We start from the raw sequence: 18,213 nt of genomic DNA, 5'->3' as shown, positions 1-18,213 counted from the left end.
CGCGCGATTTCCTCAGAGAGTGACGAACGATAGTCAATCGTGACGCAGGTGACGCGCTTACTCGGTGGCGCTCGATCCGGCTCGCGCGACCGCAACCCACTGCGCCACGATCGCCGCCCACATCACGATCGAGCCCACGACAAGCGCGGGCGGGGCGGCGGAGTCGCCCGGCATCGGGCCGGTGACCCACCAGAACACCACCGACTGCGCGACGCCCCCAAGCGTCACCGCGACGAACGAGACGAGGGCGACAGATGGCCCGATGCTGCGGCCGCCTCGCATCGCGTATACGAACACACCGACAGCCGCCGCGAACACCGCCGCAAGCATGCCGACGAGCAGCGCGAGGGGTGCGCCGCGCTCGACGCCATAGCGCTGGGCCGAGCCCTCTTCGACGTTCGAGAACGTACCGGCGGGGAAGTTGAGCACGGCTCCCAGGTCACCCGTAAGCCCGAGCTCGTGCTGCCCGAGGGCCGCGTTGAGCGTGGGGTTCACGGCGTGTGGGCCGATGTCGTGCTCGTCGGCGTCGCCGGGTAGGGGCGCGCGGCGGGACTCGACAGCGTCGGCATCGAGCAGCGCGACGAGGGACCCGTCGGCCTCGACTCGCTCTGACCCGACGATGAGCTGGATCCGGCCCGACTCGTCGTACATGTCGCGCTCGGCGGCCCACGGCTGGAACCCCTGCCCGCTCTCGCCGGGCACGCGCTCGGCGTCGCCGTGACCGATCCAGCCGCCCGAGCGCAGCTCGCCGGCGAGATCGGGGGCGACAGTGAGTTGGACGCGGATCGGCCGAACGGGCTCGGAACCGTCGTAGGGGTTCGCCTGGTTCGAGTAGAACGTGTCATCCCAGAACCAGTGCATCGCAGTCCACCGCACCTGCTGCGCGGCGTCGCCGCCGTCACGCACCTCGGTCGCGGGGCTCGCGAGCGAGTACCGCACCTCGACCGGCAGGTCTCCGCTCAGCACCTCACCGAGCCGCGTCGTGACCTTCGAGGTGAGGCTGCCCGCCGTCTGCGTGAACGGGACGGACGCGCCGTCAACGAGCACCTCCTCGACAGAAAGGCCGAGATCCTGCCCCAAGCGTTCGCGCGGCCACTCGCGCTCGAACTGCGGCACGGACGCGCCGCCCGGTTCGAACCCGACGGTGAGGCGCTCGGTCACGTCGAGCCGGGCCCCGCCCTGGTCGTCGCGCGTGAGCTCGGCCTCGATATCGAAGCCCTCGGTCTGGCTCCAGATCGACCCTGTCGCGTCTGACGACGGCCAGGTCAGATACTCGACCTCTCCGTATGGCGGAGGTTGCGTGCTCACGAGGGCGATCGAGCCAGCGGCGATCACTCCCGCGAGGAGCGTTGCGAGCAGCGCGGGTACCGAGAGGAAGTGCTCGCCGCGCCAGCCGTATTGAACGCGGCGGTCGCCGGTCTCGCGAGCCGCGTGCTCCGTGACAACGTTCCCCGCGCGGCGCGGCGCTTCGAACAGCACGGCATACGGCAAGAGCGGGTCCGTGACCGGGCCGCGCTCGAGCAGCCGGGTGCCACGCGCGAACACGTCGATGCCGCGCAGCTGCTGCTTCGCGAGCGCCCCCGCTCTCGTGAGGGGCCGCGGGCGCGCAACCGCCCAGAGCGCGATGCCCGCGATCGCCGTCGAGCCGAGCACAAAGGCGACTGGCCACCACACCACCGAGAGGATCGTCTGGTGCGAGAGCTGCCGCAGCAGTCCCCACTGCACGAGCGTGACCGCGACGGGGGCGAGCAGAAAGGTGTCGCGCAGATAGCTGTCTGGCACCCAGCGGAGCTTCGCGGTGACGGCTTCACCTGCGGCAGCCCAGCGGGAGCGCCAGCGGAGAACCGTGGGGAGATTTCCAACCCTGCCCGCGCGCCGGCCGGCGCGAGCGATGGATCGCAGCCAGCGCTCGCTCGAGTCAGGCGTCGCGCGCTCGGGCGCCGCGGCGAGCGCGCTGACGAGCTCGGCGTGCCGCGGCCTGCCGAGCATGTCCGCGGCGAGCAGCGGAGTGAGCCCCTCCGGGGGCAAGTCGCGCGCAATGAACCAGGGATCCCCCGCGGCATCAGCCCAGACCACCCAGCGGGCGGCGAGCGCGAACAGCATGAGCACCGTGAGTACCGTGAGTGGCAGCAGCGGCCCCCACGTCTGCACCCAGAACAGCGCGGTTTTCGGCGGCTCAGCGAAGGTGCCGTCGGCGAATGTGAACTCCACCCAGACATCTGAGTTCGGCGGCAGCGAGTCATCGTTGTCGAACGAGTACGTGACCCTGCCCGCCGTGGCCTCGTCGGGCGTGAGCCACACGTTCCCCTGAACGAGCAGCCACCCCACCGACGCGTGCGGCTGACGCACAAGCGCCTCGCCAAGCTCTTCGGGGAGCGTGACAGACACCGCGAGCCCCTTCGTCGCCTGCGGCCAGCTCGGCGCAAACAGCGGCCAGTCCCAGGCCTCGACGGTGTTCCCGGTCGCCTTGTCGGGTTGCGAACGCGTCAGGTGGTGCAGTTCGTAGCTCAGCGTGATCTCGCGTTCGCCCTCGAACGCCTCGCCCGCTGGCGTGCGGAGCGTGATGTCAGTCGTCGTCGGGTGCCGCTTGACAGCTGCCTGGGCCGGCGCGCCGTCGACGGTCGCGGCAAGCAGCTTGAAGTCGGTGTCTTTCCCGTCGACCTCGGTGACCAGCGTGCGCAGCACACGCTGCTCGGGGCCGTTGACGAAGTTTGCCATGAAGCGCTCGTTCACAACGGTCGCAAACGTGCCGTCTGGCCTTCGCTGGACCTCGTAGTCGATCGTGGCGTCGCGCGCGATCCAGTCGACGTCTTCAACCTTCGCCGACGCGAGTACCTCGTCGAAATCCATCGGCTTGTTGATGACGGGGCCGACGAGCAACACGATCCCGGCGACCGCGAGGAGGCCCCAGAAGACGCGGATAGCGTTACGCAGGGGCTTCCCGCCCCGGGCGCGCAGAAACTCCTCAAGCACTCCGAGCACGCGCGCCAGCCACCGAAACAGCGGGGTGTGCTCCGGCTGCGGGTCAGGGATCCTGCCCGAGCGCAGCACGGCCGGGTCGGTGCCGTCGAGGTCAAAGACCTCCGCGGCGACGTTTCGCTTCTTCGCTTTCCGGTCCACGCGCTGCGGCGGCTTCCTGGGTTACGCGTCGCTCGTGAAGACGGTGTGCAGGTTCGGGTCGGCCACGGCCGCGCGGCCCCCGAGGCCGTCGATCTCGAACAGCACCGCGGTGCCGGCGACGGTGTACCCGAGCAGCTCGAGGAGCTCGCGTGCGGCCTCGAGCGTTCCGCCCGTTGCAAGGACGTCGTCGATGAGCAAGACGCGGGTGCCCTTCGGCAGGTCGCTGTGAGCCTCGACCTCGGCGACACCGTATTCGAGCTCGTACCCGACGGAGGCAGCCGGGCGGGGCAGCTTGCCCGCCTTGCGAATGGGCAGCAGGCCCGTGCCCGTCGCGTACGCGGCGGCGCTCGCGAGGAGGAAGCCGCGGGCCTCGAGGCCAGCGATGACGTCGAACGTGCCGAGGAACGGCGCGATCAGCGCGTCGACGGTCGCCTTGAGCGCCGGGCCATCGGCGAGCAGCGGCATGATGTCGCGGAAGATGATGCCGGGAGCCGGGTAGTCCGGGATCCCGAGGATGAGCTGCTCGGCTCGCGCGAGCTCGGCGCTCGGCTCGGGGAAATGCGGCATCGCAAGCTCATCACTATTACTGTTCGTAGGCACGTACTTCATCGTACCTCCCGAGGAGGGTGGTGGCCCCCAGCCCGCGTTGCTATCGTTGCCAGCACCCGGGCGAACGGGACAACTGCTTTACGACGAAGTGAGGTATGACATTGCTGTTCAACGAGAGCCTCTCGGCCACCGTCTCCGCGGCGCGCGCCGACACCATTGGGGAGCACCTTCGCCGAACCGCGGCGAGGCGGCCCAATAAGGCCGCGCTCATCGACGGCGACACGACGCTGACGTTCGCGGAGTTCGACAGGCTTGCGAACCGCTTCGCGAACGCGCTCTCGGAGTGCGGTGTGAAGCCGGGCGACCGGATAGCGCTGCTCAGCCGAAACTGCTGGCAGTTCGCCGTCACGGCGTACGGGGCTGCGAGGGCTGGCGCGATCCTCGTCCCGCTGAATTTCGTGCTCACGGCCGGTGAGATCGGGCCGCTCCTCGATGTCGCGGCGCCGACGGTGCTCGTCGCTCAGACGGCGCTCGTGCCGACGGCCGAGCGCGCAATCGCGGAGTCGGGCGTGCGCGTCGGTACGCTCTTGGAGGTCATCGACGACGCGGCGACCGCGCCGCTGCCCGGCTGGATCCCGTTCGGTGAGGTGCTCGCGACGTCCCACGACACCGAGCCGGCCCCCGTGCTCGGCCCGGACGACCCACTGCGCATCATGTTCACGAGCGGCACCGAATCGCGACCCAAGGGTGCGGTCCACTCGAGCCGGTCGCTCGGGTCTGAGTACCTGAGCTCCGTCGTCGAGGGCGGCATGGACGGCGACGATGTCGAGCTCCACGCGCTGCCGCTCTACCACTGCGCGCAGCTCGACTGCTTCCTCGGCCCCGACATCATGCTCGGCGCGACGAGCATCCTGCTGCCCGCCCCTGACCCCGCGACCGTGCTGCGCAAGATCGCGGAGCACCGCGTCACGAAGTTCTTCGCGCCGCCGACGGTGTGGATCTCACTGCTGCGCTCCCCCGACTTCGACGGCGCCGACCTGTCGAGCCTCAAGAAGGGCTATTACGGCGCCGCGGCGATGCCCGTCGAGGTGCTCCTTGAGCTGCAGAAGCGGCTGCCGAACCTCAAGCTGTGGAACTTCTACGGCCAGACCGAACTCGCACCGGTCGCAACGATCCTCCCGCCACACGAGCAGCTGAGCCACGCGGGCTCAGCTGGCCGCCCGGTGCTGCACGTCGAGACCCGCGTCGTCGACGAGAGCGGCGAGCCGGTGCCCGTCGGCGAGGTCGGCGAGATCGTGCACCGCAGCCCCCAGCTCACCCTCGGCTACTGGAACGCCCCCGAGCAGACCGCTGAGGCGTTCCGCGGCGGCTGGTTCCACTCTGGCGACCTCGGAGTCTTTGACGTGGATGGCCGACTGCGCATCGTCGACCGCAGCAAAGACATGATCAACACGGGCGGCGAAAACGTCGCGAGTCGCGAGGTCGAGGAGGCCCTCTACGAGCACGCGGCGATCGCCGAGTGCGCGGTGTTCGCGACGCCGCACCCGAAGTGGGTCGAGACCGTCACCGCCGCCGTCGTACTCACCGCGGGCGCGACCGCGACGGAAGAGGAGCTGCGGGCGCACACGCGCGAGCGCCTCGCCGCGTTCAAGGTACCGACCGTGGTACACGTCGTCGCGACGCTCCCGAAAAACCCGAGCGGCAAAATCCTGAAACGTGAGCTGAGACAACGATTTGGGGAGCCTGCGCCGGTCTCGTTTTGAATTACTCGGAAAGTTCGTGTAACGTATTCCAAGTTGAGAGATCAACACTGCGCCCCTAGCTCAGCTGGATAGAGCATCTGACTACGGATCAGAAGGTCAGGGGTTCGAATCCCTTGGGGCGCACAGCATCACCCGAAACCCCCGTCGCGGAAGCGGCGGGGGTTTTGTTGTACGCAGGTGAAACTGACTCGATCGGCAGCCGGCCTATAGGACAAAAGTGGGCTATCGGCCAAAACGTGTGGATAGTGTTGGGCGTGTCTCACGCCCTCCCTGCCAACCGCTGCGGATCCAAAGCCCTTCACCCGCGTCAAGACCAACGTCATACGACACCGGCCCCGGATCAGGGTCCGTGAACCGTGGACGTAGGACCGTCTTCGACTCGAGCTGGTAGTCACGAAGGACTCTTCCCACGTCCGGGGCCTCGGAACGTAGATACAACCACCACTCGATCGCACGCGTTTGATGCGCTTCAGTCATCCCGCGATGGTGGAGCAACAACAGCCGCTTGGGGAATAGATGACCCCCTCGATCTCGTTCGTCGTTGATGGCACCTGCAGGCCTTGATGCGTGTACCACCACGTTTGTCCGGGCTTTGCCCATGACGGCACCTCGGTTGCGTGCTTACGGTAGGTGCGTTCTTTCGTGAGGCGTAGATACGCTTCTTCCCAGGCCAGGAGCAGCCCGCCCCACGCGTCGGCGTCCACGCGATCACGCACCCGAGTCAGTCTCAAAGCGAGCCCCCACAGCGCCTTCCCTGCGGCCGTTTTCGAGCGCGTGGTGACGTATTTGCGGACGTTGCGTTGAAGATGCACCAGGCAGCGCTGCACATTGGCGCTGTCCCAGTGCGCGCGGAGCGCTGCGTGCATGCCAGGGCCGCCGTCACACACCACGGCCTGAGGAGCTGGGAGGCGTGTGAGCAGCGCACTCCACGCGGCTTCTGACTCGCGGGAGCACCACTGATACCCGATCACTTGACCGCGAGCAGCGGCTACGAGGACACACCACCCGGTTCGGAGGTTGAAGCCATCGATCTGGACGACATCGTGGACGACACCCGTGCCCGGAATGCGAGGGATGAGGTCCCAGCACCACGCGGTCTCGCGGCGGAACGAGCGGCCAGCGTGGGTGCCGTTTATCTCGGCTTGTGAGCGTTTGCCCTGGAGGCAGGCGAGGAACCTGTCGGGTTCTTTTTGGCGGGTCACGTCGGGGCGTTTACGCGAGCTTGAAGCGCCACAGGTTTGGCATTTCCAGCGTTGGGTTCCGGTTGCGGTTTTCCCGTTCTTGACGAGCTTGGTGCTGCATAGCACGCAGCGGGTCGTGTTCAGAGAATTTGCCACTCTTAAGGGTGGCGAGGCATAACACTCCCTGTTGTAGCGCGTGATCATGCGGCTAGATCAAGATTCCATCCACACGTTTTCGCCGATATCCCGGATTTTTAGTGGCCGGCTGGCCGGAAAGAAAGAACGGGGTGGCCGGGGAAGCTAGTGCTTCCCCGGCCACCCCGTTCCCACTCAGTTAGTGCGCTGACTCCTTTCGCATTCTCCGACGAAGCAGTACGAGCGCGATTCCCACGAATAGGGTGAGAACGCCTGCCGTGATGAGACCGATCGGAAGTGTACCTCCGGTGCTCGAGATCTCACTTGGTTGCTCTGGCTTCGCAGGCGGCGTGATGACCACCTGATCGTCTTCAAGTACTGTCACCTTGGCAACAGCGCGATCATGACCATTCCAGTTCACCGCGGCGAGGGTGTGGTCACCCTTCGCTGCGCCAGCGGGCAGGGTAAACGTCACGGTCGCAAGACCATCCGCATCCGCCACAAACTCCGCTACAGTGACCGGCTCTGAACGGAACTCCAGCGTGTAATGCTTGCCAGGCACCAGGTTCGCGAGCTCAGTAGTGAACTCGGTCTCTCCGGCGTAACCCTCGGTATTGTCGACGCTCATCTCGACCGCATGGATACCTATGCCCACAGTGATCTCGAGCTCGTTGCCAAACTCGTCGACCACCGAGACGAGGAAGGATTGCCCGCCGAACCAATCAGTCTGATCGGCGAAGAATGCAATATCTCCTCCGTCGGTCATCTCGAGGCTACCGTGGAACCCATTGTCGGCCGTGGCCCTCGCGAGCGCTGGTTGTTCGCCAGTCACCAGTGCGAGCACATCCGCTGCTGCGATGGTGAGTGCGCCGTCAACGGTTGTCTCATACCAGAGATTTGACGCTTCTGGGTCGACTAGGGCTAGCTTCGCGCGCACGTCAAAGGTGATCGTCCAGACACTTTGCTGTCCGAGATCATCGGTGACGGTAACTTGCACGGTTTCGATGCCCACGAACCCCTCAGCCGGGCTATAGACGACCTTGCCATCCTCCATCTTGGCTTGTCCGCCACCGGAGACAGCTAGGTCTCCGTTGGCAAGACTCTCGAGCGTACCTTCGCTGGAGAGGTGCTTGGCTGGATCGATAGTGTGAGTGGTATCCTCACTGATCTTACGGGTGAGATCATTCACTCCGGGCGGCGCCTGGATAGTGATTGTGCCCACAGCCGACTCTGAAGCGTTCGGGCTCTGGGCCCGATCTGTGACGCTGAGAGAGACCTCATATGTGCCCGCAGTTGTCCAATCGATGCTGCCGTCGACGGTCCAAGAGTCCGCGTCCACACCCGTCCCCTTTCCGTCGTTCGCCTTCGCGCCAAAGAATTCCGCGAAGTCTGCTGCAGACCAGACAGGGTCAGGTTGGCTCGCCGCGTGTTTCCGCGCAGGCTTGTCGAGCTTCACGGTCGGCGGGGTTGTGTCGCGCACCGTGAACGTACCGGTCGCAGTAGCCTTACTGCCAAAGCTGTCGGTCACGGTAAATACGACGGGGTATGACCCTTCCGCAGTGAAATCAACAGCTTCGGCGTTGGCCTTCTCTGACGTAATAGTTGCCCCCTCGCCAGCTGTCGAGGTCAGGCTGAAGGTCTTCTTCCACTCGCCGTCACCGGAGATCTTGTTGTCCCCGAGCTCGTGGAAGACCTCAGGTTCGAGCTTGACGGTTGGGTCTCCAGCGTAGGCGACTGTGTACGAGACGCTCTTTGTTGAGGAGTTTCCCGCGTTATCTTTAGCCGTAAACGTGACGGGATACGTACCCGCCTTGTTGTAGTTCACCTTGGTGAAGTCGACCGACAGGCCCCTCAGTCCTGAGCCGGAGTCACTCGCCGCAGCCGTGTAGGCCGCGATCCACTCCTGCTCGGTGCCAAGCTGTGCCTCACTACTACTCCAGGAGAGCGAGTCAGTCGCAGTCGTTATTTGTGGCGCGATGGTGTCGACGACGTGGAGCGTCGCGGTGACAGGCTCCGAGGTGTGCCCCTCGGAGTCGGCTACTGTGAACGTGACGAGGTAGTCACCGAGCGTTCCCCAGTCGATTCCGCTGATGTCTGCCGAGACAGGGCTCGCGGTCGAGCCGTCTGCAACAGAGGCAGTTGCGCCGAACTTCTCGACTGCAGATTCCGCAGACAACGGTTCGGTGCCCATCTCCCACGTGAGGTCCTGAGTCGTTAGCGTTACTACCGGATCGGTCACGTACTTCACCACGTACTTCGAGGTGAACGATGTCGCACCATTTCCGAGTTCGTCAGACACCGAGAACGTTACGTCGTACGTGCCGATCTTAGAAGTGTCAATCTTCGAGGTGTCGACCGAGACGGCCTTCGCGCCAATGCCTTGCCCGTCGTCTGCCTTTGCGGCGAACAGCTCTACCCACTTTGCAGCGGTAGTTGGGTGGGCAGGGGAGCCCTTGTCATACACGACCTCGGCACTCGCGGTGAGCGTCGGTGCAGTCTTGTCGACCTTAAACTCAGTTTTCGCGGGGGTAGACAGGTTGCCCGCGAAATCGCGTGCCTGAACAGTGAAGACATAGTCGCCGTCTTCTGGGGTGGCCGGCAACTTGATACTGTCTGCTCGTGCAGCCGTACCCGAGCGAGTAGTGTCCCCTGGACCGGTGACAGCCCAAACGTAGTGCGTGACCTTTGTCTCGCCGTCTGTCGAAGCGAGGGACACCGACGTCGGGTTCCACGTCGAGTTTGCTGTGGGGCCATCAATGATCTTTGGGGCGACAGGGTCGGTCACGCGCACGTGCACACCAATGATTCCGGTGCCCGGTACGAGGTTCTCCTGGGTGTAGATTCCGGTGACCGGGTCAAACTCTTCAGGCTGGCCCGCGGGCGCGAAGTCAAACTTCGTGCCGTCTGGCCGAACAATCTTGAGCGTATGTTTCCCGGCAAATAGTTCTTGACCAATGAATTCGAACGCACCGCCCTTTTCAGCGGTCGTCTTAACGGACTTGACGAGTTTGTCTTGCTTATCTCGTAGTTCGACAGTCCAGCCATCGAGGTATGTCGCTGCGCCGTCGAGCGCTACTCCATCCTTGTCAACGAAGATCAAGTCGCCAGTAATGTCGGTCGATACCTTCATTGCGAAATTCACGTCGAGCAGCCACTGGCTTACGGCCCCGCTCGCGTCACTGAGTTCAAACGCACTCTTCCCGTTGAACGCACTAACATCGACGTCACGGTTCGCCTTGTCAGACGCCGCCCCACGGTAGTCGTACTTTAGGAATCCGTTTTCAAGCAGTGCCGGGTCAATTTCGTAGTTGTCGTTTGTGACGACGGGTTTTACGAGGTAGGTCTCGTTCGGGTCGAGGCCAACAAAGCCCCAGTATCCGTTGCCGCTTGAAGTGGGGCCTGGCTGGGATACCATCCCGTTGTGCGGCTTGGGTACGCCCGATTCGTCAAGCTTGTAGAGGTGCAGCTCGACATCACCGTTCAAGCCGACACCAGACGTATCTGTCATCTGGCCACCCAGCTCAAAGTCGCCGGTCACCGCCGGCACCTGTACGCTGCCAGCAGACGTTTCAAGGCCAGCGGCGAAGCCCGGACGGTGAAGCTTGTAGGCAACCGAGTTGTTTGCAAGCACCCCGCCGCGCTTAGCGTCAACGGGAACCTGTGCTACGTAATCAAGCGAGAGTGTATCGCCGGGGCGAAAAACCACTCCGGATGCAAGGGTCACTCGCAGCGACTTTGCGTCCGCAACGCCGCCCGCGGAGTCGCGCCACACGCTTCCGTCAGGGCTGGCCACAGCGTTGCCCTGGGCGTCGAACCTCGGTGGTGTTGTCGAATCCGACACCTGAATGAGCGCATCAACGGGCCTGCCATTGAGCTTCAGTACGGGCCGCTGTACGATCTTCAGATCATAGGCCGAACCGCGCGGCGTGCCGGGACTCAAGGTATATGTATCGTCCTCGAACGGGAATACATCGATGAACTGAAAACCCTCGTAGGAGAAAGTGCCCTGATTTGTTACGTTGATCTGGTAATCGACGAGAGAGCCAATCTTTGACGTCGCCACCCCGTTACCCGTGATCGGTTCGCTGTCTTCCGACCCCTGAATCGCTGATGAAACCGATATCTCGTCCTTGCCAGGAACACTGAAATTCTTGGTCTGGAACAGCGCGTTGTTTGTCGAAATACCGATTCCTCGCAGCACTTCTAGCGCCTCCGCTGACTGGTCAGCATAGGCCCCGAATGACGCAGGATCATCTAGCCGGGCCTCTGAAAAGGCATTGTGTCGTTTGGCAATCTCGAATGTGTCATCCGTCGACGATCCCGATCCGACGATGACCTGATGGTTACCGGAAACGACGGAATTCAACTTGAATTTCAGGTCGGTCAGCAAGAGTTCACCACCACCTAGGGTAGCTTCAGAGCCGCTACCCACAAGCTTGACGCCCGTAGCTTTCCAGTAGTAGAGCGTCGATCCATCGGTGAGTGTATGTGAACCGATCGAGTCTGCTTGTGTTGGCACCTGAGCACCCGAGTAGAACGGCACTGTGTAACGCCCGCTGAGGTGCGAGCTCGCCCCTATCGTCGAAGCGATCACGCCCTCCCAGCTGCCATCACCAAGCGGGCTCGTTGCGGAGGTGTAGCTCTCAACGCTCATGCCCTTGGGCACCACCACAAACTGGTATGGATCCTGCAACGCTACGCTTCCGTAGGAGGCCAGCCGCAGATCTTGTCGAATTTCTGATCCGTTGTAGTAAGGCGCGTCGAACCCATTCGTTCGTCCATTTTGCAACACCGTTTGTGCCGCAATCTGGGGTACTCCCATGTGCTCTGCAACGGCAACGGTTTTCACCGTCGTTGAGTCTTTCGGAGCTGCCGAGACAATCTCGCCTTCAGCTGGGTCGAAGAATGTCACAGAGTCAACCCACATTGTGAGCTCGGTGCCGGGAGCCACGTCCTCTTTGACCCGTAGGTTAAGGCTGTGTTGGCCCTCGAAAAAAGTCTGGCTTCGGTCGGTCTGAGTGACTCGCACCCACCGAATCGATTCCCGATCGGCAACATCCGCAAATGACCACGCCGCGGGGTTTGTCGGTTGCAATACTGTCCAAGTCGTGCCGTCCGCTGAATACTCCACTTTTGCTGCGAGCATCAGGTTCGCGGCACGGGCAGAGTTAAACGACTCAACCGTTGTGCCCTCGGGGACAGGCACTGTGACCGCGAAATCCTTGAGCTCGTCTGCAATCTTGTATTGCGTGGCGAAACGATGGCTCACCGCTTCCCCCGGGACGACCTCGTGGCGTGAAGCTTTGCTCAAGTAGTCGACCGTCGCTGCAGTCTTTGGCGTCAACGTCAGCTCAAGCGTACTTTTTGCGACCGACACCTCTGTGCCGTCAGCTCGCACGTCGTAGAGTTCAATCGGTGCAGTGTAGACGCCAGGCTCCTGCCCCGGAATGTTCGCTCGGAAGCCCCACACATACTGCAGGCTTGGAATGTCTTTCATGGTCATCGAGCCGTGGCTCACAACGATGCCGTCTGCGTCCCGCTGCAGCACTGTTCGCAGGTCATTGTCACGCAAGTAGGGGTTACTGATCCAGTCAACCGAAGGAATTGTTGCACTTGGATCAGTGAGGTCAATGCGGAAACGAAGATCCGCAAACGACCCATCGCCCATGCCCACTACCTTCGTCATCGTCGATGCCGTCGCGTTGCCGGTTTGTCCGACTTGACCTGACCAGGCGTTCTTATTCGGGAGCTTCCAGCCACCAGGCTGCACGAGCTCGGCATCCCAATCGCCGAGCGCCACAATCGACTCGCTCACTGAACTGAGTTCAAACGGCTCACCTGCTCCAGTTTCACCGACGAGGGTCGCGGTGATCTGGAACGTTGAGTCGGCCTTCGTGAGCGCCGAGGGAGTCCCAACAAACGGGAACGACTGCAGGGCTCCCGCCTGCAGCTCCTTCCATGTAATCGTGAAGGTCCGCTTCGCCATGTCAATCTGTGGAGCCCTAACCATTGCGGCAGTAGCTGTCTTGTCGTACGCCTTAAGCTGCACTTCTTCGGGGAAGGTAATGGTGAGCACCGAGCCAGGCTTGACTGAACTTCCGCCCGGCACGCTAATCTGGGCCTGGTACTGAATCTCGTCCCCGAAGCTAACCTCGGTACGGTTGTCGTTGGAAGTGGCGAGGTTCGGTTCACTCTCTGCTGCCTGTGCTACGGCTGGAAGGGCGCCAATTGCGAGGACACCCGCGAGGACACCCCCGAGCACCCGCCAGAGGGTCTTGCGACCACCCCACGGGGATTGTTTGAGCTGTGGTTGGTCAACCATGTGCTGTGCTGTATCCCTTCGTAATCTACTGCCCCGCGACAACGAAACCTGTTCCGCCCGGAGGATAGAACCGTGCCGTGGCATAGGCGAACGCAGTGAGTGCGTTTAGTCTTGCGCGGAAATGACGAGAAGCCTGTGCGGCTTCGGCGTAGGCCCCCGGCGCGTCCCGTTGAATGGTGAGGTCGCGCACGCCACCTAGCCCTTCAAACGTACGCTTCGATTACGACCGATTAAGTGGCAGAGTGCAAACGCACTGACAAGTGAGTAGATTTTCCTCGAAGTTGAGTGGGTTGACTGGGGCGCGCTACCTACATGCGCGATGCACAAGGCAGGAAGCGGCGCGCGTGGCGGCTACTTCTACCAGTGCAGCTGGGTCTGTTACTCAGCAGACATCCAAGCCCGAATCGCTTCTAGGGTCTCTTGGCGGGTCTTCGCGCCCAACTTTCGCATCACGTGAGCACGGTGGTTCTCGACTGTGCGAATGCTCAAGACGAGCTCTTTCTGGATCTGGCGGTTGGTCAGTCCAGCTGCGATGAGCCGCGCGACCTCAGCTTCTCGTGGGGTTAGCAGTTCCATTGTCGTACCGGGGCGTAGGAGGTCCCGTCCACCGTGCTCAAGCGAAGCGAGGAACTGAGACTCGTCTGTCTGTGCTCGAGCGCTCAGTGTTGCATCTGCTCGAGTTTCAGGGAACGCATGTAGCTGACGGTACCCCTCGACAGCACTCTGGATTTGCCCGCTTGCGACAAGTCGAGGGAGAACTTCGAACATCGCCCTCGCGTCCTCACCGTCAGCCGCGATGACCGCTGCGAGCGCAGCATCGAGCACCTCACTATCAATGTCACTTAGCCATGATGCGACTGCCGCTGCGCGGTCCTTACGGAACTCATGCTTGAGTGATTGCACTCCGACGAACGCGGCTGCTAGTCGTCCTCCTCGTGCCAGCAGCCTGAGTGCGTCGTCCCAGCAGAGGTCTGCGGCTTGTTCAGTTGCTCCAGCAGCCGCGACCAGTCGAGCTTTTGCCCATGCCCGAGACGTTCCAGGCATAGTGGACTCACGCGTGTTCAGCTGCTCAAGTTCCGACTCGAGGTGCGTCAGTTCCGCCCGTGTGCCCTTACCGATGATGATGCTGCAAACGTAGATACCTAGGTAGGAAACTTGCGGGAACAACGGCTTCTCGCCAAGGCCTGTTAGCGTTTCGCGGATGCGGGCTACATCGACTCCCTGCCCGCGGAGGGCAACTATGAGGCTAATCACGAAAATGTAGAACCTGATCATCTCGGGATCAAGGTCATCTGCAGCGCGTTCGAGCCCGGACAAGGCGAGTCGGGATGCACGCTTGTAGTCCCCTTGAAAGAGAGCGATGAGCGAGCTGAACGCCTGGACTCTCACTGAGAAGACATTAGGGTCTGAACTCGATATCAGCGCGAGTGTTTGTTCTGCGCGCGTCAGATGCCCTTTGGCTATGAGTAACGCGACGAGTGCCCACTGCATCTCGTGTTGCACCGTAAGCGGAAGCCGGTTAGCCCCTCCCAGCAATTGCTCCGCGTCTGGCGGGATCACCCCGAGATCGCACTGCATTCGAATCCGCGCGGCATCCACAAGTCCGTGAAATTCGCCGAGGTCGTCAACTGCTGTCAGAAGCTCGATGCCCCGTTCGAGGTCACCCATGCCGTACGCCCGGACGCGTGCCTCCCAGACTCGAATCCACGCTCGATGCTCTCTAGATTTGATGAGATCTGAGGCCTGATCAATGAAGGTAAGCACCTTCTCCGGAGAGGCGCCCTCGTTAACCAGAACTGAGATATAAGCGAGAGCAGTTGCTCCTGACGGCTCGGCATCCCAGGCCGCTTGTGTCTCGCCAAGAACCTTCAGACGCCGTTCGGTAAGGCCTCTCAACAGTTGTGGAGTGAACGGGCCAATACGCAGTTCCCTTTGTGGACGCAGGCCAGTTGCCGCACCGGGAAGCCCAGAGAGCGCTCTCACGCTGCTCTTGGAAGTCATTGCGGGAATGACCGACTGGCGACTGAGCATTTCGGCTAGGAGCGGTGGCGTAACTGTTACCCAGTGGTTTGCCCCTGACGGCTCGATTGCGACGACCCCCCTAGAGACAAGCCGCCTCAGCGTATCTTGACCAATAAGATCGATTGCGTTTTCGGCAGAGGTCAGTCCAGCCAAGGCAAGTTCTTCAAGGGCCGTTGAATCTGTATCGTCCAGCGACAAGCCCTTGCTTCGGATCATCGGAGCGAGGCCCGGGCTCCAGAGCTCATCAACAGCTACCCAGCTGCCATCCAAAAGCTTCAAGCGTCCCTCGATGGTAGCGACTTCAGCCATTGCGCATGCGATCTTTACGAGACCACCAGATTTCGCATAGATGCGGCGGAGAGTTGTGGAATCGACGGGTGCATCAATTAGAAGCTCAAGGGCATCGCCGATCTCATCAACTTTGAGGAGCGGTAGGTTCACGGTTACTGCCCGTGACGCTCGTTCGACAAGTGAGGTTTCGCTTTCTGTGAGCACGACAAGCTGCAGAGATGACTTCCGGCGATAGTGTGCGATCGCAGCTTGGAGCAAAGGGGTAACTGCCTGAGCGCCGTCGGAAACGAGCACGAGAGGGCGCCCGCCAAACCCGCGACTCATATGTACAGCCAACTCAAGTGATGTCACTGAGTCGGCGACGATTGGTTGGTCTCGCTCCGCGAGCAGCGAGACCAACGTTCCCGGGAGGGGTTCTGTCTCAACGATGTCAGGGAGGAAACAGGTGAGCTGGTTCGAAGAACGCAACTCAGTGAGGAGCTCGTTGAGAAACGAAGTGCCGCCGTTAGCTCGTGGCGATAGCAACTCGACGTCGTACCCAGCACGCAAGTAGCGTCGGATTGTATTCACAACTTGTGGACGAGGAATGTGTGGGACCTGGCGCATCGCAACCTCCTGGCTCTGGGTGCTACATGGGGGCTTCGACCCTGAGTAGCTGCCGCTGCTCTAGAGAAGCTTTCGGTGTGACTCTACTTCAACGTTTCAAAGGCCCTCGCGAAAGCACTGCTTGCCGAGTATATTCTTTTCGCGGCCCTGGGCAGGCCCGATTTCTAGAGGGCGGGAAGTCACTCGGGCAGCTTGGCCTGGACCCGCCGTCGCGATATCCAAGCCAGGTTGGTATCCGAGGCAACTAAATGGGGTTGGAAACCGTGAGTTCGCTCTATTCGCTTGTGTTGCAAGAGGGGAGTCTCTCGAAGGCGCTCTCTACGGACACGGGCCGTCCACCGTCAGGGTCTGCAAGGTTTAGTTCCTGTTGCGAACCGTCGTTGAGAGTCACGTGCAATGGAGTGGACTGGCTGCGTCCTTCAGTTATGACACGGACGGCAATTGCCTCGCCGACGCCAAGCGTCGCCGGCACGTCCTGAAACGTTTCCTGCCCAGAGAACGAGGTCCAGGAGAACGAAGTCTGCAAGTGGTGTTCCTTTGCCACTTTGTCGTAGACGTCCACAATGGTTATTGGCAACCGTCCATTGTTTGTGATCACTGTGTTTTGAACCGTTGATGCGCTTATTGAATGATCCTTAAAGAAAAATCTTCGAGGGAGACACACGCTGTAACCGTGGTAGGGAAAGCCGATGTGATCTCGTGCTCACGGGCGCTATCCTCCGCCACCAAGTAACTCATGGTCGCGAGGACGAGTGCCGCAACGCTAATCGATCCGGGACCGATCACCGAGAAGACATTGAAGCGGCGAGACCTCTCGCTCTGTGCGTGCTCGGCCCAGGAGTTCAGCGTTGACAGGTCGCTTGTCTCTAGACCTGTCGCTGAACGACGCCTGACCATCTCTGTGAGGGTTCGCTGCTCAGCGAGAACTTCAGCAATTGTTTGTTGAAGTTTTCGGAATGCGGCCGCTATCTGCTTGTTTACATCTTTCGGCACCCGAACACCCTTCTCTGGCTCTACGCCTCCCAACCTCGGGCTACTTGGAACAGCCAGCGCAGAATGCTGTGCTGTCGGCAAGCCGGGATTCTCTCCGCCTGGGGGCTCACTGCGGACACCTACCCGATCGCGACCGATCTCAGCAGCGGAAGCGGCTCGCGTGTGAATTCCTGGGGCCAGAGAGTCCGTCGACAAGCAGAATCAATAGCCGCGAATAGGGCACTCTTGAGGCCACTTGCGCATTGGGTCGGCATGGTCTGAGGGTCAGGTCATCCTCGTTTGAAGTCAGCCTAGCTACGACGGCTTAGCAGTGGTCATAAGATTGCGGCTAAGTGTAACGATTAGCTGCGATGCCTGGGCGCTACTGACGTTCTCCAACGTCAATCGAGACAAAGCGCGATTCCATCTCTCGGATTGCTGTGTCCCTGGCTACATCGTAGGAACGAACGGCTACAGACTCGACGATTTCCCGCTGAGCGCGCAGGTCCGCTTGCACACAGATACGGGTGGTCTGAATCGACGCATGGCCAAGCATCTCTTGAACCGAGACAAGAGCCTTGGACACGTTGAAGCTTCGGGTCGCAAACATGTGCCTGAGCCTGTGAGTATTGCAAGGTGGAGGCAGGCTCATTTGCGGGAGTTCAGATACTCGCCTAGGAGACATCGGCATCTGCCAGACCGGGTGTTTTGGTTTCTACGGGTCGCGGCGGAACGCGCGTGGGCTGGGCCGGGTCTCGCGCACCAGAACAGCGCGCACCACTTACCCGCGGTCGCGCGCCACTCATCTCTCGCGCCTCAGCGCTTGACTCTCGTTTTGGGTCAGAAAACAGTGTCAGCCTTGCCTGAGGCGGCACCCGCTGCCGCCGAGGAGAGGAGTCGCCGTGCTCGCACACCCAAATCGCGAGCTGGGCCTTCCGCCGGAGCCGCGGCTGCCCGCCGACCCGGCGCTCTCGCAGTGGGGCGACAGCAGCCTTGCTGCGGACATTCACGGGGTACTGAGCGGAGCAGGCGAGGTCACGTCATTGCTCACAGCCGCTATCGATCGCGAGCCCGACCCCGTCCGAGCAGCGAGGGCGGTTCTCGCCCGGACCGCGTGTGCCGACCTCTGTCGAAGGCTTAAGGAGGCCGCCGCGGCGCAAAGCCCAGAGACGCTCGGTGCACTGCTTATCGAGATGGACAACCTGTGCACCGAGGTCTCAGAGCTTGAGCTGCTCGTGGAGGATCACTAGCA

General features: G+C 61.9%; 8 protein-coding genes, 1 tRNA gene and 1 pseudogene. 3 read left to right on the top strand and 7 right to left on the bottom strand.

The window, feature by feature from the left end:
* Positions 1-57 precede the first annotated feature (57 nt).
* The gene (locus FB468_RS11635; RefSeq protein ID WP_141887489.1) at positions 58-3,120 is read right to left on the bottom strand and encodes a DUF2207 domain-containing protein; all 3,063 of its coding nucleotides are present in this window, start codon (positions 3,118-3,120) and stop codon (positions 58-60) included.
* Positions 3,121-3,141: 21 nt separating this feature from the next.
* A complete protein-coding gene (locus FB468_RS11630) occupies positions 3,142-3,687 on the bottom strand; it encodes an adenine phosphoribosyltransferase (protein ID WP_141888288.1) in 546 nt (181 codons plus the stop codon).
* Between the two features lie 137 nt (positions 3,688-3,824).
* Between FB468_RS11630 and FB468_RS11625 the strand changes: the two genes are divergently transcribed.
* Together FB468_RS11625 and FB468_RS11620 are read left to right on the top strand one after the other, a co-directional pair.
* The gene (locus FB468_RS11625) at positions 3,825-5,432 is read left to right on the top strand and encodes a fatty acyl-CoA synthetase (protein WP_141887488.1); all 1,608 of its coding nucleotides are present in this window, start codon (positions 3,825-3,827) and stop codon (positions 5,430-5,432) included.
* Between the two features lie 49 nt (positions 5,433-5,481).
* Positions 5,482-5,555 (top strand) — tRNA-Arg (locus FB468_RS11620).
* Positions 5,556-5,905: 350 nt separating this feature from the next.
* On the opposite strand, the gene FB468_RS11615 is transcribed toward FB468_RS11620, so the two are convergent.
* From FB468_RS11615 to FB468_RS17695, 5 genes and pseudogenes are all read right to left on the bottom strand, one after another.
* Positions 5,906-6,634 (bottom strand): transposase, encoded by a 729-nt coding sequence (locus FB468_RS11615; RefSeq protein WP_170219710.1) that lies wholly within the window; start codon positions 6,632-6,634, stop codon positions 5,906-5,908.
* A 30-nt stretch (positions 6,635-6,664) separates the two neighbouring features.
* Positions 6,665-6,817, bottom strand: a pseudogene (locus FB468_RS17700) (transposase-like zinc-binding domain-containing protein); the annotation flags it as partial.
* Positions 6,818-6,947: 130 nt separating this feature from the next.
* Complete coding sequence (locus FB468_RS11610) at positions 6,948-13,070, bottom strand: LapB repeat-containing protein (protein WP_141887486.1); 6,123 nt, start codon at positions 13,068-13,070, stop codon at positions 6,948-6,950.
* Positions 13,071-13,448: 378 nt separating this feature from the next.
* Positions 13,449-15,533 (bottom strand): helix-turn-helix transcriptional regulator, encoded by a 2,085-nt coding sequence (locus FB468_RS11605; protein WP_170219709.1) that lies wholly within the window; start codon positions 15,531-15,533, stop codon positions 13,449-13,451.
* A 1,810-nt stretch (positions 15,534-17,343) separates the two neighbouring features.
* Positions 17,344-17,613 (bottom strand): tyrosine-type recombinase/integrase, encoded by a 270-nt coding sequence (locus tag FB468_RS17695; protein ID WP_425460812.1) that lies wholly within the window; start codon positions 17,611-17,613, stop codon positions 17,344-17,346.
* A 250-nt stretch (positions 17,614-17,863) separates the two neighbouring features.
* Between FB468_RS17695 and FB468_RS11595 the strand changes: the two genes are divergently transcribed.
* On the top strand, positions 17,864-18,211 hold the full coding sequence (locus tag FB468_RS11595) for a hypothetical protein (RefSeq protein WP_141887483.1): 348 nt from the start codon (positions 17,864-17,866) through the stop codon (positions 18,209-18,211).
* The last annotated feature ends 2 nt before the right edge of the window (positions 18,212-18,213 follow it).

Source organism: Leucobacter komagatae (assembly GCF_006716085.1).
Classification (GTDB): Bacteria; Actinomycetota; Actinomycetes; order Actinomycetales; family Microbacteriaceae; genus Leucobacter; species Leucobacter komagatae.
The sequence above is the reverse complement of the archived record's forward strand: the minus strand, read 5'-3'. Positions and strand labels throughout refer to the sequence as shown.

What these genes read in the sequence shown, in the direction of transcription:
- FB468_RS11625 (WP_141887488.1), top strand. Translation starts at nt 3,825, where the DNA reads ATGACATTGCTGTTCAACGAGAGCCTCTCGGCCACCGTCTCCGCGGCG.
- FB468_RS11610 (WP_141887486.1), bottom strand. Translation starts at nt 13,070, where the DNA reads ATGGTTGACCAACCACAGCTCAAACAATCCCCGTGGGGTGGTCGCAAG.
- FB468_RS11630 (WP_141888288.1), bottom strand. Translation starts at nt 3,687, where the DNA reads ATGCCGCATTTCCCCGAGCCGAGCGCCGAGCTCGCGCGAGCCGAGCAG.
- FB468_RS17695 (WP_425460812.1), bottom strand. Translation starts at nt 17,613, where the DNA reads ATGAGCCTGCCTCCACCTTGCAATACTCACAGGCTCAGGCACATGTTT.